This window comes from Rhodococcus sp. 05-340-2 (assembly GCF_002258915.1).
Classification (GTDB): domain Bacteria; phylum Actinomycetota; class Actinomycetes; order Mycobacteriales; family Mycobacteriaceae; genus Rhodococcoides.
Genome location: NZ_NOYU01000010.1, coordinates 308,919 through 332,172 on the forward strand (window position 1 = coordinate 308,919; position 23,254 = coordinate 332,172).

A 23,254-nucleotide genomic window follows, 5' to 3' on the forward strand; every position below is an offset into this window, starting at 1 on the left:
GTGGCCACGGGTTTCGGGTTTGTCAGTAGGCGTACGTGTTCGCCGGTGCCTCGATTCGCTCGACCGTCGACACGGTCATCGTGGGTGTGAATGCGGTGTCCTCGGTCGCCGTGGCAGCATCGACGGTTCCCGAGATCTGCAGCCACGTGCCGTCCGGAATGTCGTCGAGAACTGCGCTACCTGCGTCGAGATGGATTCGGACGGACCTGGCGTCGGCCGCGCAACAGATGATCAGAATGCGGGCGAGGTCGAGGCCGTCTCTCGTGCCGTCGGCCCGCGGCGAGCCTCCGTTCGCGGTGGCGACCGCGAATCCGGTGACGCGAATCTCCCGCCCGTCGAGGCTGCCTTCGGTGTCCCTGACCGCGCGTTGTACGACATCGAGCAGTGGAACCTCGGGCGCGCGCTCGTCCGGCAGGGGTGGAAACGCTGTCCTCTGACGATCGGCCGCCGACGTGACGGAACGATCGCCCACTGCCGAGACCCCAAGCGCGGGCGGTGCGACGAACAGGATGACCGCGAGCGGGACCAAGAGCAGCCAGTACGGACGCGAATCGTGATCATGACCGTCGTCGCCGGGCCCACCGCGGCGGATGTCGGCAACGATCGACGCGATCGCCAGGGCGACGATCAGCACCCCGGCGGTCAGTAGATAGGGATGCAGCGACGGTTTGACGTATCGCACAAAGCTGCCGTCCCACGAGATCTTGACCATGGCTCCGCCGAGGAGGAGTAGCAGCAGATTCTGCACCTCGCGCTTCATCGCGCACCCAGGAACACGTAGCCGCTCACCGAGGCGCACACGATCGCGACGACGAAGGTCAGCGGGGCGAAGCGTGCGACGAACCCGCGTCCGAAACTGCCCGCCTGCATCGCCATCAGCTTCACGTCGACGGCAGGTCCGACCACCAGGAAGACCAACCGCGGCAGCAGCGGCAGCATCGACATGCTCGCCGCGACGAATGCGTCGGCCTCCGAGCACAGTGCCAGGATCACCGCGAGGACGGCCATCACCAGGATCGACAGCAGCAACTGCCCGGCGAGATGGGCGAACACCCAGTCGGGAACCACCAGGTGCAGCAGCGCGGCGGCCGCGGCACCGAACACGAGGAAGGCACCGGCCTGGAGCAGGTCCGCACGCGCCGATTCGCGGAACGTCACCCACTTCGAGTGACCATGGTCGTGTCCGCGATCGACGAGTCGAGCGGTGATCCACTCGGCCTTGCCGAACCTGGTCCACAGCCAGCCCATCACCAGGGCGGTGGCGAGCGAGCCGATGAACCGTGCGAGAACCATCGCCGGTTCACCGGGAAAGGCCACAGCGGTGGACACCAGGACGACGGGGTTGATCGCCGGTGCAGACAACAGAAACGCCAGAGCTGCCGACGTCGGAACACCCTGATCCATCAGCCGCCGCGAGACGGGAACGGCACCGCACTCACAACCGGGCAACGCCATTCCCGCGAGACCGCTCACTCCGACAGCAGCGGTGGCGTTCTTCGGCACCAACTTCCGCAGCACACCGGGCGAGACGAACGCGGCGATACTTCCGCTGACGAGTACACCGAGCACCAGGAACGGTGTGGCCTGCACGAAGATCCCGGTGAACACCGTCGCTCCGGTCTGCAGGGCGGGGGACGAGTCGACCCACCGGGCGACGTCGGCGCCGAAGACGATGCCCAACACGAGCAGAGTTGCGAATACGTGCATGGATGACACCGGAGGCCGAGTCCTGATTCGGCCGTCCGTCTTCGCGTCGAGCATCTCTGCCATCATGCCCCCTCATCGGTGGCTCACAGCAACCTCACAGCGAGAGTGCAGCGATCGAGCAGCCTTTCGCGCGATGATGGACACCGTGAGCGAGACACCCGAGGCCCGAGTCCTGATCGTCGACGACGAACCGACCATCGTCGAGCTGTTGTCGGTCAGCCTGAGGTACCAGGGATTCGAGGTGGCGACGGCGTCGTCCGGTCCCGAGGCACTCGACAAGGCGCGCAACTTCAGGCCCGAGGCTCTCATCCTCGACGTGATGATGCCCGGCATGGACGGCTTCGGTCTGCTTCGCCGGCTGCGGGCGGACGGAATCGATGCGCCCGCCCTGTTCCTGACCGCGCGAGACTCGGTGGAGGACAAGGTGACCGGACTGACCCTCGGTGCGGACGACTACGTCACCAAGCCGTTCTCGCTCGAAGAGGTGGTGGCCCGGCTCCGGGTCATCCTGCGTCGATCGGGCAAGAGCGAGGACATGCAGCCGTCACGAGTTGCGTTCGCGGACATCGAACTCGACGACGACACTCACGAGGTGTGGAAGGCGGGCGAGCCGGTCTCGCTCTCGCCCACCGAATTCACGTTGCTGCGGTACTTCATGGTCAATGCGGGCACCGTGCTGAGCAAGCCGCGCATTCTCGATCACGTGTGGCACTACGACTTCGGCGGTGAAGTGGGAGTGGTGGAGTCGTACGTGTCGTATCTGCGTCGCAAGGTCGACACGGGTGACACCCGGTTGATCCACACGCTGCGGGGAGTCGGCTACGTGATGCGCCAGCCGCGGTGACGGCCATTCGAGGTCGGATTCGAAGTCTGCCGCTGCGTTTCACCTTGGTGGCAGCGTTGCTGCTCCTGGTCGGGCTGGGTCTGTTGGCGTCGGGAGTGGCGGTGACGTCGTCGCTCGAGACGTCACTGATGCGTCGCCTGGACAGTCAACTGATCGAGGCGTCCCGTGGTTGGGCGCAACCCGACGCCCGCCCGCTCCCACCCGTGGACGAGCCGAACCCCGGTCGTCCGCCGTCCAACTTCTTCGTTCGCTCGGTGGCCAACGACGGTACCGTCCGCGGCCCGATCAACGATGTGGCCGAGGATGTTCCGGATCTGTCGGGTACTCCGTCGGCAGTCCCGACGACCGTCGGTTCCGAGGGTGACCCGGCGAAGGAGTGGCGGGTGATCACGGTGACCAACAACGAGGGCTCCACCACCGTGGGAATGTCGCTCAACGCCAACCAGCAGACCGTCAGCAGGCTCGTGGTACTTCAGTTCTACATCGGCGCGGCGGTCTTGCTCGCCCTGGCCGTGATCGCCTACTTCGTGGTGCGGCGCAGTCTGCGACCGTTGCGGGAGGTGGAGACGACTGCTGCGGCCATCGCTGCCGGGGATCTGCATCGCCGAGTGCCCGAATGGAGTGAGAAGACCGAGGTGGGCCGACTGTCGGCGGCCCTGAACGGCATGCTCTCGCAGATCCAGCGGGCCTTCGCCGCAACCGCGGCCTCGGAGGAGGCGGCACGTGCGTCCGAGGATCGGATGCGCCGCTTCGTCGCCGACGCCAGTCACGAACTACGGACGCCGCTGACGACCATCCGCGGGTTCGCCGAGCTGTACCGACAAGGTGCGATGAGCGACATCGCCTTGCTGATGAACCGAATCGAGGGCGAGTCGGCGCGCATGGGACTGCTCGTCGAAGACCTGCTGATGCTCGCGCGCCTCGACGCCCAACGACCCCTCGAGGTCCGCCGAGTCGATCTGCTCACCATCGCCGCCGATGCCGTGCACGACGCGAAGGCGGTCTCACCCCAGCGAGACATCTCGTTGAAAGTGTTGGCGGGACCGGGGATTCCCGAGGTCGACGGTGACGATGCCCGGCTGCGGCAGGTACTCGCGAACCTCGTCGGAAACGCAGTTCGGCACACGCCCGAATCCGCGTCGATCACCGTGTGTGTCGGGACCACCCAGTCTTCGGTGCTGCTCGAGGTGCAGGACACCGGACCGGGTCTGCGAGAGGAGGAGGCTGCGCACGTCTTCGAGCGCTTCTATCGAGCCGATTCCTCGCGGACCAGAGAGAGCGGCGGCAGCGGACTCGGCCTGTCGATCGTCGCGGCGCTGGTCGCTGCTCACCGCGGCACCGTACGCGTGCAGAGCGTCCCCGGGCAGGGCGCGACCTTCCGGGTCGAATTACCCCGCTCCGACGGTTGATTCACTGGTCGTCCTGGCCTTCTTGCGTTCGGCCAGCTTCGTGTACGCGGCTGCCGCGAGTGGAGCGGCGACGAGCATCGACACGAGCCGAATCACCTGAACGCAGGCCACGAAGGTGACGTCCGATCCGGTTGTCGCAGACACCGCGAGCACGGCGGCCAGCCCGCCGGGTGTTGTGGCCAGGTAACCGGTCAGCATGCTCACGCCGGTGATGGCGGAGAGCGCCCAACCGAACAGCGCGCACACCAGGCCGATCGAGAGAACCAACAGCGCCGCCCACGGAAAGATGCGACCGATCGCGCGCAGGCTCGCGGTCGTGAAGGCAAGTCCCGCTTGCCATCCGATGACGATGAACGCCACCGGCAGCAGGACCGTGGGCACCGAGATGTCCACGGGCCACCCGAGCAGTTCGCATGCGCCCGCCACGATCAGCGGTCCGAGTGTCGCCGGTGCCGGGAGTCTGATCAGACGCGCGAGCACGATTCCGACGACAACGGCTCCGAGCAGAAATGCCGTACCGAGATACCACGGCGTCGTCGATTGCTCCGTCGAGTCGGTCGCACCGCCGGTGTCGGTGTGGAAGGCGAACGTGACGATCAGGGGCATCGTGACCACCACGAGTGCGACACGCAGGTATTGGACCACTGCGACGATCCGCTCGTCGCCGCCGAGTTCACGGGCGATGGAGACCAGACCCGTTGCGCCACCGGCGATCAGGGACAAGGCTCCGGTGACCGGGTCGACATCGCGATGAAGAGCCAGCAGAGCACCACAGCCGGCGCTGACGACCAGCGTCCCCGCGCCGACGAGAACGGCGGGAATCCAGTTCTCGCCCAACGCACCGAGTGTTTCGGTGTCGAGCATCAGACCGATCGTCACCGCCAGGGTCCCCTGCGCAGCCATCGACAACGGACGGGGGACGGCCGCGGGTCCGAGGCCGGTGAGCGCGAAGATCACGGCGACGACGAGAGCCGCGAACAGTGACGGTGCCGTGAGTCCCAGCGACGCGAAAAGGGCCCAGCCCCCGACAGATACGGCCGCGAGGCCGATCCATCGGAGGCTGTGCCGCAACACTGTCGTAGCTCGGTCGGAGACGCTCACGCCCCGGACTTGACGAGCAGAACCGGGACCGGGATCTCGAGCAGCAGACGCTGAATCGTCTGTCCCATCAGGAACTTGCCGACGGCCGAACGGTGGCGCGACCCGACGACCAGGATCTCGGACTTCTGCTCCTCGACCAGTGTCAGCAGGGTGTTGACGGCATCGGGATCGGGCCTGCCCACCGCCACGGTCCAGCTGACGGTGTCGGCATGGTCGATGTCGGCCAGAGCGGTCTCCACCGACGTGGATACTGCCTGCGTCTCGGCCGCCTCGGCGGACGGTTCGGCCGATCCCGACAGCGCGTGCAGGACGACGAGGTCCGTCTCACGAATGCGTGCTTCTCGAACGGCGGCCGCCAGTGCTGCGCGGCCCTCGGGTGAATTGTTGTGCAGTACGCCGACAGTCATGACGATTTCTCCTACGCGAGGTGGGGTGGGGGATCAGCCGAACGGGATCTGGCCGAGGACGATGCCGACGGCCAGCATCGCGAGGGAGACGACCACCGCTCGCCACAGGACCTTCTTGTGGTGATCGGCCAGCGACACTCCGGCGAGGGTGACGAGCAGCAGGATGGCCGGAACCAGCGGGCTCTGCAGGTGGACGGGCTGACCGGTGATCGATGCACGGGCCATCTCGACCGGGTCGATGCCGTACTTGCTCGCCGTCTCGGTCAACACCGGGAGGATGCCGAAGTAGAAGGCGTCGTTGGTCATGAAGAACGTCAGCGGAATGCTCAGGATGCCGGTGATGACGGCCAGGTACGGGCCCATGCCGGACGGGATGACGTTGAGCAGCCACTCGGCCATGGCCTCGACCATGCCGGTGCCCTGGAACACGCCCGTCAGAATTGCCGCGGCGAGCACCATGGCGACCACCGAGACGATGGAGGACGAGTGCCGGGCGATCGCGTCGCCCTGCTCCTTGACCTTGGGGAAGTTGACCGTCAGCGCGATGGAGGCGGCGATCATGAACAGCACCGGGATGGGCAGGATGTCCATGACGAGGATGACGAGCAGGATGACCGTCAGAGCAGCGTTGAACCACAGCAACTTCGGACGCAGGGTGTCGCGATTGGGGTCGAGGCCGTCGAAGAACTGACCCGATTCGCCGGAGTCGTTCGATCCGCCGGTGCCGGAGCCATTGCCGCCCTTGCCGCCCTTACGGATACTGCCGCCGCCACCGGAGGCCACCAGTTCGGGTTCGTAGATCAGCTTGCCGATACGACGGCGCTCCATGATGCCCAGGTGAACGGCGAACAGGAGCACGATGATCAGGCCGACGATCATCGAGGGGACCATGGGAACGAAGACGTCGGAGGGGGAGATGCCGAGAGCGGAAGCAGCGCGAACCGTCGGGCCGCCCCACGGAATGATGTTCATCGTGCCGTTGGCGAGACCGGCAACGACCGTCAGGATCACCGGGCTGACACCGAGTTTGAGATAGAGCGGCAGCAGGGCGGACGTCACGATGATGAACGTCGTGGAGCCGTCGCCGTCCAGCGAGACGACCATGGCCAGAATGGCAGTTCCGACAACGAGTTTCATCGGGTCGTTGCGTACCAGGCGCAGAATGCCGCGCACCAGTGGGTCGAACAGTCCGACGTCGATCATGATTCCGAAGAAGATGATGGCGAAGAACAGCAGCGCCGCGGTGGGGGCCAGGGACTTGATGCCGTCGGTGATCATGTCACCGATGCCGAGCCCAGCGCCTGCCAGCAGGCCGAAGATGACGGGTACGAGGGTGAGTGCGACGACGGGCGTGGCTCTCTTGGTCAAGATCAAGAACATGAAGGCGGCTACCATGAGGAAGCCGAGTATCACCAACATCGTGCACTCCTTCTCGAATGTGTGAGGTGGGTCCGGTTGGACTGCGTGTGTGACTGAAGTTACGTAACCGGCATCACAGGGTCGCTGTTGTGCGCACTACCCGCGCAAGCAACGTAAAGAGCCTTTTGCGCATTGTGCTCGAGCCCGCCCGACGCATAGCCTGGGTGGGTGCGATTGAGGACCCAGGTGCTGTTGTTGCAGGCAGCGCTGGTGGCGGTGGCCCTGGCAGTGGCGTTCGGGGTGTTCGCGATCAGCAGTGGCAGGCAGGCGAGCGAGGAGTACGGCGAACGTGCGCTCGCGGTCGCCCGGACGGTGGCGTCGGACCCGGAGGTGCGCTCGCTCGTCGAGCAGTTCTCGGCGGTCGACACCGCGGGCACCGATGCCGCGCCCGCGGGAGTGTTGGCCGGCGGGGCATTGCAGCGTGCGGCCGAGGGAGCCCGAAATCGCACCGACGCGCTGTTCGTCGTCATCACCGATGATCGGGGTCTGCGGTTGGCGCACCCCGATCCGACGGTGCTCGGTCAGCGGGTGAGCACCGATCCGTCGGGGGCGTTGGCCGGCAACGAGGTGGTCGAACAGGAGCGCGGCACCCTGGGCGACTCCGTACGCGCGAAAGTGCCTGTGCTGGCGCTCGGTTCGACCGACCTGGTGATCGGCGAAGTGAGTGTCGGTATCTCGACCACGGCCGTGCGCACCGAGCTGGTGAAGGATCTGATCAACGGCGCGTTGGTGACCGGTGCCGTGCTGCTGCTCGGGCTGATCGGCTCGACTCTGCTTGCGCGCAGGTGGAAGCGGCTGACGCTGGGGCTCGAGCCGGAGGAGCTCGCCGAACTGGTCCGTGAACAGGAAGCGGTGCTGCACGGCATCGGCGAGGGTGTGGTCGCCATCGACCCCGACGGAGTCGTCACGGTCGTCAACGACGAGGCGCGCACCCTGCTCTCGATCGATGGTAAGCCGGGGATGCGCATCGAGGACATCGGCCTGACCCCGAGGCTGCTCGAAGTCATCGAATCCCCGACGTCCGAGCCGGTACTCGCCGCCGTGGACGAGGTGGTCGTCATCGCCTCCGCCCGAAAAGTGCTGCGTGACAATCGCAATCTGGGCACGGTGCTGACCGTGCGTGACCGGACCGACGTGGAGACACTGACGCGTCAGCTCGACGCGGTGCAGTCCATGTCGGCGGTGCTGCGGGCCCAACGCCACGAGTTCGCGAACCGGATGCACCTGGTCAGCGGACTGCTGCACGAAGGTCACCCGGACCGTGCGTCGCAATACATCGACGAGATTCTCGGGGTGGGGCCGAGATCGGAAACCGTCGAGGGTATCGATGCCGTGGCCGACGCCTATCTGCGGTCGTTCCTGACGGCCAAAGCCGCGCACGCCCGCGAGAGCGGAGTCCGAATGGTGTTGGGCGAGAACACCTGGGTCGGGAGAGAGGTGGCCGTTCCGGTCGACGTGACGACTGTGCTGGGCAATCTCGTCGACAACGCGATCGACGCTGCCAGGCTGGGAGTCAGGCGGCCGGCCGAGGTGGAAGTGGAACTGGTGCAGGACGGTTCGACCCTGCACATCGTGGTCGTCGATTCCGGCGACGGGGTGAATCTGGAGCTCGATCAGGTGTTCGTGGAGGGAGTCTCGACCAAGTCGACGGCCGACTCGCCCGGCGGTCGGGGAGTGGGACTGGCGCTGAGCCGGCAGATCGCGCGCACCCGCGGTGGCGACGTGACGCTGGCCGATGTCGGTGGGCAGATCACCGAGGAGAACGAACGAGGAGGCGCAGTGTTCATCGCGTCGATCCCGGATGCACTACTGACTGACGAGGTGTCGCAATGAGAGTACTGGTCGTGGACGACGATTTCCGGGTCGCGGATCTGCATGCCGCACTGGTGAATTCGCTCGACAACTACGAGGTGGCCGCGGTGGCGACGAGTATCGCCCAGGCTCGGGAGCTGGCATCGACGCAGTCGTTCGATCTGGCGCTGGTCGATGTCTATCTGCCCGACGGATCGGGAATCGACCTGGTGCGCGAACTCGAGTGCGACGCAGTGGTGCTCTCTGCTGCGGCGGATCAGCAGACGGTTCGCTCGGCGATGACCGCGGGTGCCTGGACGTATCTGATCAAACCGTTTCCGCGCTCGGCATTGGTCGATCGCCTCACCGGATACCTGACGTACCGCGGCGCACTCGACCGTTCGGACGAGCTGAGCCAGGCCGACATCGACAGCGGACTCGATGCGCTCCGTCCGCGCGCTGCGGCACCGCTGCCGTCCTCGCAGTCCGTCACCCGTGATCTGGTGCTCGACGCGGTGCGCACGACGGCCGAGCCGATGTCCGCGGGTGAAGTTGCTGCGGCCATCGGCATTTCACGCGCGACGGCCCAGCGCTATCTGGCAACCCTGGTGTCCAAGGGGCGACTGCGCATGCAGCTGCGCTACGGATCGACCGGGAGGCCGGAGCAGGAGTACTCGCTACCGCCGGGAGCGTGAGGCCGCCACGACCACGGCCCCGAGAACCGAGATCGAAGCAGTGACCAGAGCGGCCGTGTTCCAGCCTTGGGTCAGAGCAGTCGCGCTGTGGTCGCTCATCGATTGGGTCATTCCGCGGGCTCCACTCCCGGCCGGAACGGCAACCACCGCAACGACGGTGACCCCGATGGCGGATCCGACGTAGCGCGCAGTGTTGTTCGCCCCGCTGCCCATGCCGCCGCGCCCGGCGGGAACACTGGCCACGGCCTCGCGTCCGAGAGCGGCGTTGAGTACCCCACTGGCAACGCCTGCCACCAGCAGTCCCGGCAACAGTCGCGGCCAGGATGCGGTCTCGGACAACCCCGTGAGCATCACCATGCCGATCGCGACGCCCACCAGACCGACGGCGAGTTGCGCTCGACCGCTCAGCGACGCCGGCAGCCTGCGGGCAAGCAGAGCGGTGACGACGGACGTGGCAGACCAGCCGAACAGCAGCAGAGCGGCACCGAGCGCATCGATTCCCAGTACGGTTCCGAGAAATCCGGGCATGTACGACATCAGAGCGATGATTCCGCCGCCGGTGGCCAGCGCGGCGACCGTGGCGGCCAGAAACGGGGGGTGTCGGAAGAGGGCGAGATCCAGCATCGCTGTTGCGCTGCGTAATTCGAGGACCACAAAAGCGGCCAGCAACAGGGCCGCGAGGACGAACAGAACGATCGGAGTGACGGCTGTCCAGCCCTGCCTGCCCTCGACCAGCGCGGCCAGCAACGCGGCGATGCCCGTCGCCAACAGCAGCGCGCCGATCGGATCGAGGCCACGCGGGGCGTCGGACCTGGATTCTTCGACGAGCAGGTGTGCGGCGACGGCCAGCGCGAGCGTGGCGATCGTGAGCACCACGTAGGCCTCACGCCAACTTGCCCAGCGATCCAATACTGCGGCGAGCAAGGGCCCGAGAGCGATTCCGGCACCCACGCTCGCGCCCCACACGCCGCTGGCCTTCGCGCGCACCGGACCGGCCGGGTGGGTGTGGGCGATGATGCCGAGACTCGACGCGATGACGGCCGCGCCGCCGAGGCCCTGCACGATGCGCGCCACGACGAAGATCAGCGTGTTCGGCGAGACTGCGCAAGCGATCGCGCCGACGGCGAGGACGGCTGCACCGACTGCGAACGTGCGTCGACGGCCGAAGTCGTCGGCGACGGTGCCGGTGGTGAGCAGGGCCGCGGCGAGGCCGATGCTCATGGAGCTGAGAATCCAGGTGCGTCCTGCGGCGTCGGACATCAGGTCTGCCGCGGTGCTGTTGATGGTCGCGAGCGGTGCGGTGAACGCCATCAGAGTCAGCAGGGTGCCGAGCGCTGCGATGGTGAGTGCACGGGTGCTGTTCGCAGTGCCGGCGGGCGAGGGGGCAGTATCGGTCATCGTTGTCCTTGTGGTCTGGTGATCGAACTGTAAACGCCCGACTTGGTTCGGTCAACAGACTGTACTATCGCGGCATGGCACTCGGAATCGACTACGCCCGCCAGGACTGCTCCCTGGCCCGTGCCCTCGAACTCGTCGGCGAGCGATGGACCATGCTCATCGTTCGCGACTGCTTCTTCGGCGTTCGACGCTTCGGTGATTTCCAGGTCCACCTCGACATCTCCAAGGCCGTCCTCGCTCAGCGACTCGGCGCATTGGTCGACGCCGGGTTGCTCGAACGACTTCGTGTATCGGAGGGCGGACGCGAGAACTACGTTCCGACCGCCGCCCTCGAAGGACTCTGGCCCGCCGTCTTCGCCCTGAGCTACTGGGGTGAGGAACAGACCGCGAAACCCGCAGGGAAGCGTCGACGATTCATCCACGCGCCCTGCGGTACCGACCTCGGACTACTGGGGATGTGCCCCGAATGCGGACTCGCGCCGGGACCGCACGACATCGACACCGACATCGGCCCTGGTTACGATCCCGACACCCGATCGGACGACGTGTCCATGCAGCTCAGGACGCGTCGACGGCTGTTGGTGCCGCTGCGGTGAGCGAGATGGTTCAGTTCGGGACGTGAGCCTCGTGCCCGAGGTGGCGTAACGCTGCTCGGAGCTTGGCCGCGGCCTCGTCCTGCGACTCCGCCGACGGATTCGGATCGGCACCCGAAATGTCGAAGTTCCCCATGTCGTACGCCGGGAACACGTGCAGGTGCAGGTGCGGAACCTCCAGCCCGGCGATCAGCAGACCGGCGCGCGGTGCGTCGAACGCGGTCCGGACGGCCTGGCCGATGATCTGCGCGACGGCGGTGATCTTGGCGAACGCGGCACCGTCGACGTCCTGCCACTGGTCGATCGCCTCACGCGGAACCACCAGCGTGTGCCCCTGCGTGACCGGCGCGATCGTCAGAAACGCAACCACGTCGTCGTCCTGCCAGACGAAACGTCCGGGAATCTCACCGGCGATGATCTTGCTGAAAATGGAAGCCATGGGAACAGGATGCCCTACCCGACTCGACCGGGGCCGTACCAGTGGTCGTGGCTCCCAGGTAATTGCCAGGTCGGTCGCAGGGCGATTCAAGGTCCGGGCCCGATCGTTGTCGTCATGACAACGAATTCCCTCGCACGAGCAGCAGGCCAGCGGCCCGGCTCGAACGCCACGGCCACTCTCGAGGTGGTCATTCCGGTATACAACGAAGAGGCGGATCTCGAACAGTGCATTCGTCGTCTGCACGAGCATCTGGAAGAGCGGATCCCGTTCCGGTCGCGAATCACCATCGCCGACAACGCCAGTACCGACAGCACCCTCGCGGTGGCACATCGGCTCGCCGACGAGATCGAGGGAGTTCAGGTCCATCACCTGGACGAGAAGGGTCGCGGACGAGCACTCAAGGCCGTCTGGCTGGCATCGGACGCCGATGTCGTGGCCTACATGGACGTCGACCTCTCCACCGACCTCAACGCTCTGATGCCCTTGATCGCGCCGCTGATGTCCGGTCACTCGGACCTCGCCATCGGATCTCGGCTCAACCGATCGTCCCGGGTGGTCCGCGGTGCGAAGCGTGAATTCATCTCGCGCAGTTACAATCTCATTCTGCGGACCTCGCTGCGAGCACGATTCTCCGATGCGCAGTGTGGCTTCAAGGCCATGCGAACCGATGTGGCCCGGCAACTGCTGCCGCTCGTCGAAGACACCGGATGGTTCTTCGACACCGAACTGCTCGTCATCGCCGAGAAAGTCGGCCTGCGTATCCACGAGGTCCCGGTGGACTGGGTCGACGATCCGAACAGCAGCGTCAACATCGTCGATACCGCCGTCAAGGACCTGCAGGGATGCTGGCGCGTCGGCCGCGCCCTGGCCACCGGAGTGTTGCCCGTCGCCGAACTGCGTCGAAGCCTGGGACGGGAGCCGCTCGTGCCCGGAGTACCGCACGGAATGATCAGCCAGATGGTGCGATTCGGCATCATCGGCATCGCCAGCACCATCGCCTACGCGCTGCTGTATCTCGTGCTGCACTCGTTGATCGGCGCGCAGGCCGCGAACTTCTTCGGACTGCTGATCACCGCGGTGCTCAACACCGCGGCCAACCGCGCCTTCACCTTCGGCGTCCGAGGATCGGACGGCGCAGGCAAGCACCAACTGCAGGGACTGGCCATCTTCGGCTTCGCCCTGCTCGTCACCAGTGGATCGCTCGCGGTACTGCACTCGTGGGCACCCGATGTGTCCCGGCACGTCGAACTCGCCGTCCTCATCGTCGCCAATCTCGTTGCCACCGTGTGCCGATTCGTCGCCCTGCGGTGGGTCTTCCGTAGCTCCTCCGACGCAGGCTCGGAGTCCGCGATTTCGGAGAAGAGCCTGTGACGACGACGATCGAGCGGCCCTCCGCGGCTGCCGATTCCACACCGGTGACGTCCCCACGTTGGGAACTGATCGGGCTGGTGGCTCTGCTCTTCGGAACCGGCGTTGCCTACATCTGGGGACTCGGCGCGTCGGGCTGGGCCAACTCCTTCTATTCCGCTGCGATACAGGCGGGTTCGGTGTCGTGGAAGGCCTTCTTCTTCGGCTCCTCCGACGCGGCCAATTCGATCACCGTCGACAAGCCCCCGATGTCGCTGTGGTTGATGTCGTTGTCGGTGCGCATCTTCGGACTCAACACCTGGGCGATGCTGGTGCCGCAGGCGCTCCTCGGTGTCGCCTCCGTGGCACTGCTGCGAGCGACCGTCAAGCGGCGCTTCGGCGGATCGGCCGGTCTGCTCGCCGGCCTGGTACTGGCCGTGACTCCGGTTGCCGCACTGATGTTCCGGTTCAACAATCCCGACGCGTTGCTGGTGCTGCTGATGATCGCCTCGGTCTGGGCGTTGCTGCGAGGCGTCGAGACCGGAAAGACCAAGTGGCTGTTGATCACCGGCATGTTCGTCGGATTCGGCTTCCTCACCAAGCAACTCCAGGTGATGCTCGTCGTACCGCCGCTGGCTCTGACCTACCTGATCGCCGGGCCGCCGAAGTTCCTCACCCGGCTGTGGCAGCTCTTCGGCGCGCTGGGCGCGATGCTCGTCTCGGCGGGATGGTGGATTCTGATCGTGGAATTCTGGCCGGCGTCCTCCCGGCCGTGGGTCGGTGGCTCGCAGAACAATTCGATTCTGGAACTCACGCTCGGGTACAACGGATTCGGTCGCCTCAGTGGCGACGAGACCGGAAGTGTCACCCCCGGGCGCGGCGGTATGGGCGCGGACATGCCCGGCGGAATGGCGGGCGGGATGCCCGGTGGGATCTGGGGAGAAACCGGAATCTTCCGCATGTTCGACTCCTCCCAGGGTGGCCAGATCGCCTGGCTGATCCCGGCTGCGTTGATCCTGCTCGTCGTCGGACTCGTGTTGCGCGGCAGGTCACCTCGAACCGACGGGCAACGCGCGTCGCTGATCGTCTGGGGATCCTGGCTTCTCGTCACCGGTCTGACGTTCAGCTTCATGGCCGGAATCTTCCACGCGTACTACACCGTTGCGCTCGCACCCGCCGTCGCCGCGCTGATCGGCATCGGCAGTGTGGTGCTGTGGCGTCGACGCGACACGTACTGGGTACGCATCGCGATGGCCGTCGCGGTGGCGTCGACCGTCGTGACGGCGTGGGTGTTGCTCGGTCGCAGTGAAAGTTTCGTGCCGTGGCTGAAGTGGGCGATTCTCGTCGTCGGAGCTGTGGCAGCGGTAGCACTGCTCGTTCCCGCGCTGACCCGCGGCAGGCTGGCTGCGGCGTCGATCCTGGCGGTGATGTTCGCCGGACTCGCCGGGCCGACGGCCTACGCGGTCGACACGATCGATACTCCGCACACCGGTGCCATCGTCTCGGCCGGTCCGAACACCGGTATGCGCGGATTCGGCGGTATGGGCGAAGGTCGGGGCGGCCCGGGCGGAATGCCCGGCGGTATACAGCTGCCTGCCGGGGTTCAGTTGCCTGCCGGAATGCAACCGCCTGCGGGTTTCCCGGGTCAGGCGGGGGCTGCCGGCGGCGACGGCGGGGCCGAGATGGGCGGGACGGCTCGGGGTATGGGCGGCGGTATGGGTGGTCTGCTCGAAGGCAGTGCACCGACTGCGGCCATCACCGAGATGCTCGAGCAGGACGCCGACTCCTACACCTGGGTGGCAGCGGCCATCGGAGCCAACACCGCGGCGGGCTACCAACTGGCCACCGAGGATCCCGTCATGCCGATCGGTGGATTCAACGGCACCGACCCCTCGCCGACCCTCGCCCAATTCCAGCAGTACGTCGCCGACGGAGAGATCCACTACTTCATCGGAGGCGGCGGCATGCCGGGCATGGAGTCGGGTACCTCGGCGGAAATTTCCGCCTGGGTCACCGAGAACTTCACCGCGACCACGGTCGACAACGTGACGTTCTACGACCTCACCCAGTAACACCGGACCACCACGAAAGAGCCCCGCGCCGTGACAGGTGCGGGGCGCTTTCGCGTCGAGCAGATAGTCTGATGCACTGTGCGCGTACTAGTCATAGGTTCCGGTGCTCGTGAGCACGCCCTCCTTCTTGCGTTGAAGGCCGATCCGTCGGTCGAGAAGCTCTTCGTGGCTCCCGGCAACGCAGGTACCGCGAAGCTCGCCGAGCAGCACGCGGTCGATGTCGCCTCCGGTGAGGCGGTGACCGCGTTGGCAAAGAAGATCGAAGCCGATCTCGTCGTCATCGGACCGGAGGTTCCGCTGGTCCTCGGCGTGGCCGACGCCCTCCGTCAGGCCGGCATCGCCGTGTTCGGTCCCTCCGCCGAGGCCGCCCGCATCGAAGGGTCCAAGGCATTCGCCAAGGACGTCATGGCCGCGGCCGGTGTGCGGACCGCGCACAGTGAAATCGTCGACTCGCCCGCCCTGCTCGACGCAGCCCTCGACCGTTTCGGCCCCAACTGGGTGGTCAAGGACGACGGCCTGGCCGCAGGCAAGGGCGTCGTCGTCACCACCGATCGCCTCGTCGCTCGCGATCACGCGGCGGAGCTCCTCGAGAACGGCCACCCGGTTCTGCTCGAGTCGTTCCTCGACGGCCCCGAGGTGTCCCTGTTCTGCCTCGTCGACGGCGAGTCCGTGGTGCCGCTGCTGCCCGCGCAGGACCACAAACGCGTCGGCGACGGGGACACCGGACCCAACACCGGTGGCATGGGTGCGTACACCCCGCTGCCGTGGTTGCCCGAGGGTGCCGTCGAGGAGATCGTCCGCGATGTCGTGAAGCCCGTTGCAGTCGAGATGGTGCAGCGCGGCGTGCCGTTCTCCGGTCTGCTGTACGCCGGTTTGGCGATGGGTGCCGACGGCCCGGCGGTCGTCGAATTCAACTGCCGCTTCGGCGATCCCGAGACCCAGGCGGTGCTCGCGCTGCTCGACTCACCCATCGGTGAGGTGTTGAACGCGACCGCAACCGGCACGCTTGCGTCACTTCCGCCTTTGCGTTGGAAGGACGGTGCTGCCGTCACCGTCGTCATCGCCGCCGAGAACTATCCCGGTCGACCGCGCACCGGTGACGAAATCCTCGGCTCCGAGGGCGCAGGCGTCCTGCATGCCGGCACCGCCGTGAAGGACGGCGCGGTCGTCTCCGCGGGCGGACGCGTGCTGAGCGTGGTCGGCACCGGATTCGACCTCACCGCCGCCCGAGACGATGCCTACTCCCGTATCGCGGGAATCCGATTGCCGGGCAGCCACTTTCGCACGGACATCGGCCTGGCTGCGGTGGAGGGTCGAATCGCGCTTTAGGTGCGCTGCGTCGGCCGGGTTTGTCGAGGCCGGTCGTCGGGGGCAAACGCGCGCGAATTCGTCGGATGCGCGCAGAATCGCCTCCGAAACGACGCGGTTTTGCGCGCACATGGCAAATGCGCGCGCGTTTGCTACGGCTCGAGGTACCGAGCGAATCGACGTCGGTAGGGTCGAAACAATGCACAGTGAATCGCAGCGATCGAAGGTCGAGCCGTTCCATGTGATGGATGTGTTCGCCGCGGCGGCCGAGCGGGCGCGCACTCACGGCGACGTGCTCTCACTTGCTGCAGGTCAACCCTCCACCCGGGCACCCGAGCCGGTCTTGCGCGCTACCCGCGAGGCCCTGGATGCGCACCTGCTCGGGTACACCGAGACGCTCGGGATTCTGCCGCTGCGTCGCGCGATCGCCGAGTACCACAGCGCGCGGTACGGCATCACCGTCGACGCCGCGGACGTGGTGATCACCACCGGCTCGTCGGGCGCGTTCACGTTGCTGTTCCTCGCTGCGTTCGACGCCGGCGACACCGTCGTCATGGCGAGCCCTGGCTATCCGGCGTATCGAAACACGTTGGCCGCGTTGGGCTGCCGCGTCGTCGAACTGGACTGCGTGGAAGAGGCGCGGTTCCAACCGACTGTCGCCATGCTCGACGAACTACCCGAGCCGCCCGCGGGTCTGATCATCGCCAGCCCCGCCAACCCCACCGGCACGATCATCGACCCCGACGAACTGGCCGCGATCGCGCGCTGGTGCGACGAGCACGGAACCCTGTTGATCTCCGACGAGATCTACCACGGCATCGCCTACGGGGACGCGCGCACGTCGAGCGCCTGGGAGACCTCCACGGAATCCGTCGCCATCGGATCGGTGTCGAAGTACTTCTCGATGACGGGATGGCGGCTGGGGTGGATGCTGCTGCCGACCCGATTGCGCAGGGCCGTCGAACGATTGGCGTCGAACATGACGGTCTGCCCACCGGCGATCTCTCAGGTTGCCGCCATCGCGGCGTTCACCGAAGAATCACGCCGAGAGCTGGATTCACACGTCGAGCGCTATGCCGTCAACCGCCGAATTCTGCTCGACGGTTTGCCCGCGTTGGGTATCACCGATCTGGCTCCGGCCGATGGTGCCTTCTACGTCTACGCCGACATCGCGCACCTCACCGACGACTCGCGTGGTTGGTGCGCCCGAGTGCTGGCCGAGACCGGTGTCGCGTTGGCACCCGGGGTCGACTTCGACACCGTCCGCGGGAACCACACGGTGCGATTCTCGTTCGCAGGCACGACCGCCGACGTCGAGGAGGCGTTGGAGCGACTTCGTCGCATGTGAGTGAGGTGCCTTGGGGTCGTTCCGCAGGCTCCACTCCTGCCTCGTAGCAGGCTACGAAGTTGCGTTCACGTGCGGCGCAGCCGCTCCAGTACCTCGGAGATATCGGCGGCGTCGACGTCGCGGTGGGTCACGAAGCGCACCTTGCCCGCGACGGTCACCGCGGCGATGCCCAGCTCGGCCAGCTCGGTGACCGTCGTCGCCGGGTCGGGAACCGTTGCGAGGACGATGTTCGTCTCCGGTTCCGCCAACTCCCAGCCTCGCTCGCGCAGGCCGGACGCGAGTGCGGACGCGTTGGCGTGATCCTCGGCCAGGTCACCGATGCGACCCAATGCGACGAGCCCGGCGGCGGCCAACACTCCACCCTGACGGACGCCGCCGCCCAACATCTTTCGGACACGTCGCGCCTCGTGGATACGTGCGGAGTCCGAGACCAACATCGAGCCGACGGGTGCACCGAGGCCCTTGCTCAGGCAAACCTGCACCGTGTCGGCACCGGCAGTCAACGACGCGATCGGAACATCCAGGGCCACAGCGGCATTCCACAGTCGCGCACCGTCCAGGTGAATCTTCAGACCCGAGTCACGGGCGGCGGCAACGAGTTCGGACCATTCGTCCGGGCCGAACACGGCACCGCCGGCAAAGTTGTGGGTGTTCTCGAGCGACAGCAGCGTGGTCCGCAGCGAGAAGTACGGCCCTGCGCCGCCGGCCTTGGCGCGCACCGTCGACGCGAGGGGGCGTCCGGGGCCGCCGTCGTGGGGGAGGGCGTCGGGCATCCCGCCTGCCAGCCATGCGGCGGTGCCGAGCTCGGAACCCAGCACGTGCGCATGCTCGGGTGCCAGGAAGCGATCGCCGCGTTGCAGATGCAGCATCAGCGCGATGATGTTGCCCATCGAGCCCGACGGCACCCACAGTGCCGACTCGAACCCGAGCAACCCTGCCACTGCTTCTTCCAGCGCCGCCATCGTCGGATCGTGATCGAGGACGTCGTCGCCCACTTCGGCGTCGGCCATGGCTTTTCGCATGACCGAATCGGGTCGGGTGATGGTGTCGGAGCGAAGGTCGATCGTTCGATGTGCCACGAGTGACGACAATTCCATAGCGCGAAAGCAGTCCGACGAATGGCCTCGAGCTGGCACGATGACTTGAATGTCCGCAGGTCCGACCGAGTCGCAGCACAAGGTGTCGGGTGCGACTCCGAAGGGGGTGCGCCGCCGCCAGGCATTGGCGTCGGCCGCTGCGGACCTTCTCGTCGAGGGCGGATTCGACGCGGTGCGGCACCGATCGGTGGCCGCACGAGCGGGGTTGCCGCTGGCGTCGACCACCTACTATTTCGAGTCCCTCGGAGACCTGGTAGCCGCGGCGGTCGACGTCGTCGGGACTCGCGAGATCGACGTGATGCGCGGTCGCATCGACGACGAGGGAAAGTGCTCGAACGAAATGGAGTCGACGGTCGATCTCATCGTCGACCTGCTCATCGGGCCCCAGGACGGCCACGAGCAGCTGATCGCGAGATACGAACGCTTCATCGCCTCGGCCCGGCATCCCGAACTGCGAGAAGTGCAACTGCGGCTGCGCGCCCAGATCGACGACCTGCTCACCGACGTGCTTCGCAGATCGGGCCGAACCGTGCAGGAAGAGCAACTCAGACGACTCGTGGCAGTGGTCGACGGGGCCGTCGTCGGAGCGCTCAGCGAAGTGGACCCCGACCCGCGCCACATGGCCCGAAGCATGCTCTTGGCCGTCATCGACATAGTGGCACCGGCGGAACAGGTGCCGGCCGACTGACTGCTAGTCGTTCTCGCCGGACTCTGCGTCTCGGATCGGCGGCACCTCGCACACACCGTCCTCGCAGACGGGGCCGTGGTCGTCGCCGACCATCTCCAATGGACCGCTCATGAGTCGGCAGCGGCCTTCTGCAGGACGTCGGCGAATACCGACGGGGCCTGCGCGCCCGACACACCGAGCCGTCCGTCGATCACGAAGAACGGCACACCGCTGATCCCGTAGGCGATGGCCTGTTCCTTGTCCGCGCGCACTGCCGGCAGGAACTGCTCGGACTTCAGTGCCTCGACCACCTCGTCACGGTCGAGGCCGACCTCCGCGGCCAGGTCGGCGAGGTCATCGGTGCGGCCGACGTGGCGGCCCTCCTCGAAATAGGCCGCCAGGAGTCGTTCCTTCATCTCGACCTGCTTGCCCTTCGACTTGGCGAAGTGCAGGAGCTCGTGCGCCTTGACGGTGTTGGTGTGCTGCACGGCGTCGAAGTCGTATGCGAGCCCCTCGCCTGCAGCCAGCTCGGTCATCTGCCCCAACATCTGCGTGACCTGGGCGGCCGGCATTCCTTTGTGAGAGACGAGAAAGTCGACCTCGCTGCCGTCGAAGTCGACAGGTGTGTCGGGTGCCAGCTCGAACGAGTGGAACTCCACCTCCAGAGTTCCGCCCCCGGCGGTGAACTCCGCGGCGCCTGCCTCGAAACGACGCTTGCCGACGAAGCACCACGGGCACGCAATATCGGACCAGATGTCGACCTTCACTGTTCGGCTCACGGCGGCTGCAACATCGGAATGCGCCGCGGTTATTCCACGCGGCGGGCCGGCACGCGGGAGGTCGGTGGTGCAGTCCGCTCTCGAAACAGTGCAGTCGTCTTCCGAGACCGACAACGGCGCCCCGTAAGCTGGACGCTCGTGAGCATCCCGAATGTCCTGGCCACCCGTTACGCAAGCCCCGAACTGGTGGAGCTGTGGTCTCCGGAGCACAAGATCGCCCTCGAACGTCAACTGTGGATCGCCGTGCTGCGTGCGCAGTCCTCCCTCGGAGTCGACGTCCCCAACGCGGCCATCGCGGACTACGAAGCCGTCGTCGACCAGGTCGATCTCGCGTCGATCGCCGAGCGTGAGCGCGTCACCCGCCACGACGTCAAGGCGCGCATCGAGGAGTTCAACGCCCTCGCCGGCCACGAGCACATCCACAAGGGACTCACCAGTCGCGACCTCACCGAGAACGTCGAGCAGCTGCAGATCCTGCGCTCACTCGAACACGTTCACGCGCACGGCGTCGCCGTCGCGAAGCGGTTGGCCGAGCGCGCCGCCGAGTACTCCTCGCTGGTCATGGCCGGTCGCAGCCACAACGTCGCAGCTCAGGCCACCACACTGGGCAAGCGTTTCGCCTCTGCCGCTGACGAGCTGCTGTTGGCGCTGTCGAGGGTGCAGGAACTGATCGCCCGCTACCCGTTGCGCGGAATCAAGGGCCCGATGGGCACCTCGCAGGACATGCTCGACCTGTTCGGCGGCGACTCCGCCAAGCTCGTCGCGCTCGAGCGCATCGTGGCCGATCACCTCGGTTTTCGGCACACACTCACCAGCGTCGGCCAGGTGTATCCCCGTTCGCTCGATCACGAGGTCGTCTCCGCGCTGGTCCAGATCGGTGCCGGACCGTCGTCGTTCGCGCACACCGTCCGCCTGATGGCCGGCCACGAACTCGTCACCGAGGGCTTCCAGGCGGGCCAGGTCGGCTCGTCGGCGATGCCGCACAAGATGAACACCCGCTCGTGCGAGCGCGTCAACGGCCTTCAGGTGGTACTCCGCGGCTACGGCTCGATGGCTGCCGAGCTCGCCGGAGCGCAGTGGAACGAGGGCGACGTCTTCTGTTCCGTCGTGCGTCGCGTCGCGCTGCCCGACGCCTTCTTCGCCATCGACGGACTCATCGAGACCTTCCTGACCGTGCTCGACGAATTCGGTGCCTACCCGGCCGTCATCGCCAAGGAACTCGACCGATACCTGCCGTTCCTCGCGACGACCAAGGTGCTGATGGCCGCCGTGCGCGCGGGCGTCGGACGTGAGACGGCGCACGAGGCGATCAAGGAACACGCCGTCGCCGTCGCGCTGGCAATGCGTGAGCAAGGCCTCGAACCGGACCTGCTCGACCGCCTGGCCGCCGACGATCGTCTTCCCCTCGATCGCGCCGCTCTCGACGCGGCGCTGGCGGACAAGACGGCCTTCGTCGGTGCCGCCGACGCTCAGGTCGCTGCGGTCGTCTCGGCCGTGGAGCGTCTGATCGCGAAATTCCCGGCCGGAGCGTCGTACACGCCGTCGCCGATTCTCTAGTCGCCGAGGACGTCGGGCAGGTCGGCGACCGAGTCGATCACGTGGTCGGGTTCCATCGCGAACTCGTCGGTGCTGCGTCGATCGAGCACGTCCTGACGGAACTTCCCGGTGCGGACGAGCACTCCCGTCATGCCGACGACCTGGGCGGCGAGGACGTCGTTGTCGAGGTCGTCGCCGACCATGACGACGTCGTCCGGGTCGACACCCATCCGCTCGGACGCCGTCCGGAATCCCAGCGGAGCCGGCTTGCCGATGGCCTTCGCGGTGTGTCCCGACGCCTGCTCCATGCCGCCGAGGTACATGCCCGTGTCGATGCGCAGTCCGGCTCCGGTGCTCCACATCAGCGAGCGATGCATCGCGACGACGGGTATGCCCCGGCACAGCCAGTCGTAGACGCGGCTGAGTCGCTCGTGGGTGAAGTCGGGGCCTGCTCCGCCGACGACCACGACATCGGGATCCTCGGACGTCTCGTCGACGAACTCGATTCCCGGCATGTCGCCTGCGATCTCGCCGTTGTTGATCAAGACCACTCGCGCATCCGGATAGTTCTCCCGGAGATGATCGGCGGTGAGTGACGCGGCCGTGACGATCTCGTCCGAATGCACGTCCAGCCCCACGTCGCGCAGTGCCGTAGCGATCTGCTCACGCGTCTTCGACGTCGTATTGGTCAGGAACGCGCGCGCAATGTCCTTGCTGTCCAGGTACTTCAGAGTGGCCGCTGCCCCTGGCACCGCCTGCCACGACGACACCAGGACGCCGTCGATGTCGAAGAGAACCCCGCCGATGCTCATCGGCAAACAGTAGTCTCCGGGTCCGGGCCCCGCAGCGTCAGAGCATCGAGCGCCTACGCTCGGTGGCTGTGAACCCCTACACGATTTTCGCCGAGATCATTGCCGGGACGGCCGAGGCTTCTCGCGTCCACGAGGACGAGACAGCGATTGCGTTCATGGACATCAGGCCGCTCACCAGCGGACATGTGTTGGTGGTGCCCAAGGAGCAGTATCGGACGCTGGCGGAGTTGCCGCCGGAGATCGGCGCGCACCTGTTCGTGGTGGGGCAGAAGGTGGCCGCCGCTGTGCGTGCCAGCAATCCGCGTGTCGCCGGCGTCAACTTCTTTCTCGCCGACGGCACGGTGGCCGGTCAGGAAATCTTCCACGTGCACCTGCACGTCATCCCACGCATGATCGGCGACGGCTTCGGCCTCCGTGCTCGGCCGTCGTCGCCGCAACGAGCCGAACTGGACCGGCAGGCCGGAGAGATCGCAGCGGCGCTGTAG

General features: G+C 66.5%; 22 protein-coding genes. 12 read left to right on the top strand and 10 right to left on the bottom strand.

Annotation, left to right across the window (positions count from 1 at the left end):
* Window positions 1-22: 22 nt before the first annotated feature.
* Both CH271_RS05800 and CH271_RS05805 read right to left on the bottom strand, forming a co-directional pair.
* Window positions 23-760, bottom strand: coding sequence for a TIGR03943 family putative permease subunit (locus CH271_RS05800; protein WP_094632974.1), 738 nt, complete (start codon window positions 758-760; stop codon window positions 23-25).
* Window positions 757-1,761, bottom strand: a complete 1,005-nt coding sequence (locus CH271_RS05805) for a permease (RefSeq protein ID WP_094633187.1) — start codon at window positions 1,759-1,761, stop codon at window positions 757-759. Before CH271_RS05805 ends, CH271_RS05800 begins: the two co-directional genes overlap by 4 nt.
* An 82-nt stretch (window positions 1,762-1,843) precedes the next feature.
* On the opposite strand from CH271_RS05805, the gene CH271_RS05810 reads away from it, so the two are divergent.
* Together CH271_RS05810 and CH271_RS05815 are read left to right on the top strand one after the other, a co-directional pair.
* Window positions 1,844-2,551: a response regulator transcription factor gene (locus CH271_RS05810; protein ID WP_037194723.1), complete on the top strand. Its 708-nt coding sequence runs from the start codon at window positions 1,844-1,846 to the stop codon at window positions 2,549-2,551.
* A 26-nt stretch (window positions 2,552-2,577) separates the two neighbouring features.
* The gene (locus CH271_RS05815) at window positions 2,578-3,960 is read left to right on the top strand and encodes a sensor histidine kinase (RefSeq protein ID WP_094633188.1); all 1,383 of its coding nucleotides are present in this window, start codon (window positions 2,578-2,580) and stop codon (window positions 3,958-3,960) included.
* On the opposite strand, the gene CH271_RS05820 is transcribed toward CH271_RS05815, so the two are convergent.
* The 3 genes from CH271_RS05820 to CH271_RS05830 are packed head-to-tail and all read right to left on the bottom strand — an operon-like array spanning window position 3,940 to window position 6,887.
* A complete protein-coding gene (locus tag CH271_RS05820) occupies window positions 3,940-5,061 on the bottom strand; it encodes an AbrB family transcriptional regulator (RefSeq protein WP_094632975.1) in 1,122 nt (373 codons plus the stop codon). The two genes, CH271_RS05815 and CH271_RS05820, sit on opposite strands and share 21 nt — an antisense overlap.
* Window positions 5,058-5,468 (bottom strand): universal stress protein, encoded by a 411-nt coding sequence (locus CH271_RS05825; RefSeq protein ID WP_094632976.1) that lies wholly within the window; start codon window positions 5,466-5,468, stop codon window positions 5,058-5,060. Before CH271_RS05825 ends, CH271_RS05820 begins: the two co-directional genes overlap by 4 nt.
* 33 nt (window positions 5,469-5,501) lie before the next feature.
* Window positions 5,502-6,887: a CitMHS family transporter gene (locus CH271_RS05830; protein ID WP_094632977.1), complete on the bottom strand. Its 1,386-nt coding sequence runs from the start codon at window positions 6,885-6,887 to the stop codon at window positions 5,502-5,504.
* A 168-nt stretch (window positions 6,888-7,055) separates the two neighbouring features.
* Between CH271_RS05830 and CH271_RS05835 the strand changes: the two genes are divergently transcribed.
* Window positions 7,056-8,720 (top strand): sensor histidine kinase, encoded by a 1,665-nt coding sequence (locus tag CH271_RS05835; RefSeq protein ID WP_094632978.1) that lies wholly within the window; start codon window positions 7,056-7,058, stop codon window positions 8,718-8,720.
* Window positions 8,717-9,373, top strand: a complete 657-nt coding sequence (locus tag CH271_RS05840; protein WP_094632979.1) for a response regulator — start codon at window positions 8,717-8,719, stop codon at window positions 9,371-9,373. Before CH271_RS05835 ends, CH271_RS05840 begins: the two co-directional genes overlap by 4 nt.
* On the opposite strand, the gene CH271_RS05845 is transcribed toward CH271_RS05840, so the two are convergent.
* Entirely contained in the window at window positions 9,356-10,771 is a 1,416-nt protein-coding gene (locus CH271_RS05845) for an MFS transporter (RefSeq protein WP_094632980.1), read from the bottom strand. The two genes, CH271_RS05840 and CH271_RS05845, sit on opposite strands and share 18 nt — an antisense overlap.
* 74 nt (window positions 10,772-10,845) lie before the next feature.
* Here CH271_RS05845 and CH271_RS05850 point away from each other — a divergent pair, with 74 nt between their 5' ends.
* Complete coding sequence (locus tag CH271_RS05850) at window positions 10,846-11,367, top strand: winged helix-turn-helix transcriptional regulator (RefSeq protein WP_094632981.1); 522 nt, start codon at window positions 10,846-10,848, stop codon at window positions 11,365-11,367.
* Between the two features lie 10 nt (window positions 11,368-11,377).
* On the opposite strand, the gene CH271_RS05855 is transcribed toward CH271_RS05850, so the two are convergent.
* Window positions 11,378-11,803, bottom strand: coding sequence for an HIT family protein (locus CH271_RS05855; protein ID WP_094632982.1), 426 nt, complete (start codon window positions 11,801-11,803; stop codon window positions 11,378-11,380).
* 114 nt (window positions 11,804-11,917) lie between these two features.
* Here CH271_RS05855 and CH271_RS05860 point away from each other — a divergent pair, with 114 nt between their 5' ends.
* From CH271_RS05860 to CH271_RS05875, 4 genes are all read left to right on the top strand, one after another.
* Window positions 11,918-13,174, top strand: coding sequence for a bifunctional glycosyltransferase family 2/GtrA family protein (locus tag CH271_RS05860; protein ID WP_094632983.1), 1,257 nt, complete (start codon window positions 11,918-11,920; stop codon window positions 13,172-13,174).
* Window positions 13,171-15,222: an ArnT family glycosyltransferase gene (locus tag CH271_RS05865; protein ID WP_094632984.1), complete on the top strand. Its 2,052-nt coding sequence runs from the start codon at window positions 13,171-13,173 to the stop codon at window positions 15,220-15,222. The genes CH271_RS05860 and CH271_RS05865 overlap by 4 nt, the downstream gene beginning before the upstream one ends.
* Window positions 15,223-15,300: 78 nt before the next feature.
* The gene (gene purD, locus CH271_RS05870; protein ID WP_094632985.1) at window positions 15,301-16,551 is read left to right on the top strand and encodes a phosphoribosylamine--glycine ligase; all 1,251 of its coding nucleotides are present in this window, start codon (window positions 15,301-15,303) and stop codon (window positions 16,549-16,551) included.
* Window positions 16,552-16,729: 178 nt separating this feature from the next.
* A complete protein-coding gene (locus tag CH271_RS05875; RefSeq protein ID WP_094632986.1) occupies window positions 16,730-17,878 on the top strand; it encodes a pyridoxal phosphate-dependent aminotransferase in 1,149 nt (382 codons plus the stop codon).
* Between the two features lie 65 nt (window positions 17,879-17,943).
* Here the strand turns inward: CH271_RS05875 and CH271_RS05880 are convergent, their stop codons facing one another.
* Window positions 17,944-18,957 (bottom strand): GntG family PLP-dependent aldolase, encoded by a 1,014-nt coding sequence (locus tag CH271_RS05880; RefSeq protein ID WP_256986286.1) that lies wholly within the window; start codon window positions 18,955-18,957, stop codon window positions 17,944-17,946.
* A 67-nt stretch (window positions 18,958-19,024) separates the two neighbouring features.
* On the opposite strand from CH271_RS05880, the gene CH271_RS05885 reads away from it, so the two are divergent.
* On the top strand, window positions 19,025-19,663 hold the full coding sequence (locus CH271_RS05885; protein ID WP_052048002.1) for a TetR/AcrR family transcriptional regulator: 639 nt from the start codon (window positions 19,025-19,027) through the stop codon (window positions 19,661-19,663).
* A 107-nt stretch (window positions 19,664-19,770) separates the two neighbouring features.
* Here CH271_RS05885 and CH271_RS05890 read toward each other — a convergent pair whose 3' ends face one another.
* A complete protein-coding gene (locus tag CH271_RS05890) occupies window positions 19,771-20,421 on the bottom strand; it encodes a DsbA family oxidoreductase (RefSeq protein ID WP_094632988.1) in 651 nt (216 codons plus the stop codon).
* Window positions 20,422-20,559: 138 nt separating this feature from the next.
* Between CH271_RS05890 and purB the strand changes: the two genes are divergently transcribed.
* Entirely contained in the window at window positions 20,560-21,978 is a 1,419-nt protein-coding gene (purB, locus tag CH271_RS05895) for an adenylosuccinate lyase (protein ID WP_037194525.1), read from the top strand.
* Here purB and CH271_RS05900 read toward each other — a convergent pair.
* Window positions 21,975-22,769 (bottom strand): HAD-IIA family hydrolase, encoded by a 795-nt coding sequence (locus CH271_RS05900; RefSeq protein ID WP_094632989.1) that lies wholly within the window; start codon window positions 22,767-22,769, stop codon window positions 21,975-21,977. The genes purB and CH271_RS05900 overlap by 4 nt on opposite strands.
* Window positions 22,770-22,837: 68 nt before the next feature.
* Here CH271_RS05900 and CH271_RS05905 point away from each other — a divergent pair, with 68 nt between their 5' ends.
* Window positions 22,838-23,254 (top strand): HIT family protein, encoded by a 417-nt coding sequence (locus CH271_RS05905; protein ID WP_037194529.1) that lies wholly within the window; start codon window positions 22,838-22,840, stop codon window positions 23,252-23,254.

Bases quoted from the DNA above. Each gene is read 5' to 3' on its own strand.
- CH271_RS05855 (WP_094632982.1), bottom strand. From the start codon at position 11,803: ATGGCTTCCATTTTCAGCAAGATCATCGCCGGTGAGATTCCCGGACGT.
- CH271_RS05840 (WP_094632979.1), top strand. From the start codon at position 8,717: ATGAGAGTACTGGTCGTGGACGACGATTTCCGGGTCGCGGATCTGCAT.
- CH271_RS05900 (WP_094632989.1), bottom strand. From the start codon at position 22,769: ATGAGCATCGGCGGGGTTCTCTTCGACATCGACGGCGTCCTGGTGTCG.
- CH271_RS05810 (WP_037194723.1), top strand. From the start codon at position 1,844: ATGGACACCGTGAGCGAGACACCCGAGGCCCGAGTCCTGATCGTCGAC.
- CH271_RS05875 (WP_094632986.1), top strand. From the start codon at position 16,730: ATGCACAGTGAATCGCAGCGATCGAAGGTCGAGCCGTTCCATGTGATG.
- CH271_RS05830 (WP_094632977.1), bottom strand. From the start codon at position 6,887: ATGTTGGTGATACTCGGCTTCCTCATGGTAGCCGCCTTCATGTTCTTG.
- CH271_RS05845 (WP_094632980.1), bottom strand. From the start codon at position 10,771: ATGACCGATACTGCCCCCTCGCCCGCCGGCACTGCGAACAGCACCCGT.
- CH271_RS05800 (WP_094632974.1), bottom strand. From the start codon at position 760: ATGAAGCGCGAGGTGCAGAATCTGCTGCTACTCCTCCTCGGCGGAGCC.
- CH271_RS05805 (WP_094633187.1), bottom strand. From the start codon at position 1,761: ATGCTCGACGCGAAGACGGACGGCCGAATCAGGACTCGGCCTCCGGTG.
- CH271_RS05860 (WP_094632983.1), top strand. From the start codon at position 11,918: ATGACAACGAATTCCCTCGCACGAGCAGCAGGCCAGCGGCCCGGCTCG.
- CH271_RS05850 (WP_094632981.1), top strand. From the start codon at position 10,846: ATGGCACTCGGAATCGACTACGCCCGCCAGGACTGCTCCCTGGCCCGT.
- CH271_RS05825 (WP_094632976.1), bottom strand. From the start codon at position 5,468: ATGACTGTCGGCGTACTGCACAACAATTCACCCGAGGGCCGCGCAGCA.
- CH271_RS05885 (WP_052048002.1), top strand. From the start codon at position 19,025: ATGTCCGCAGGTCCGACCGAGTCGCAGCACAAGGTGTCGGGTGCGACT.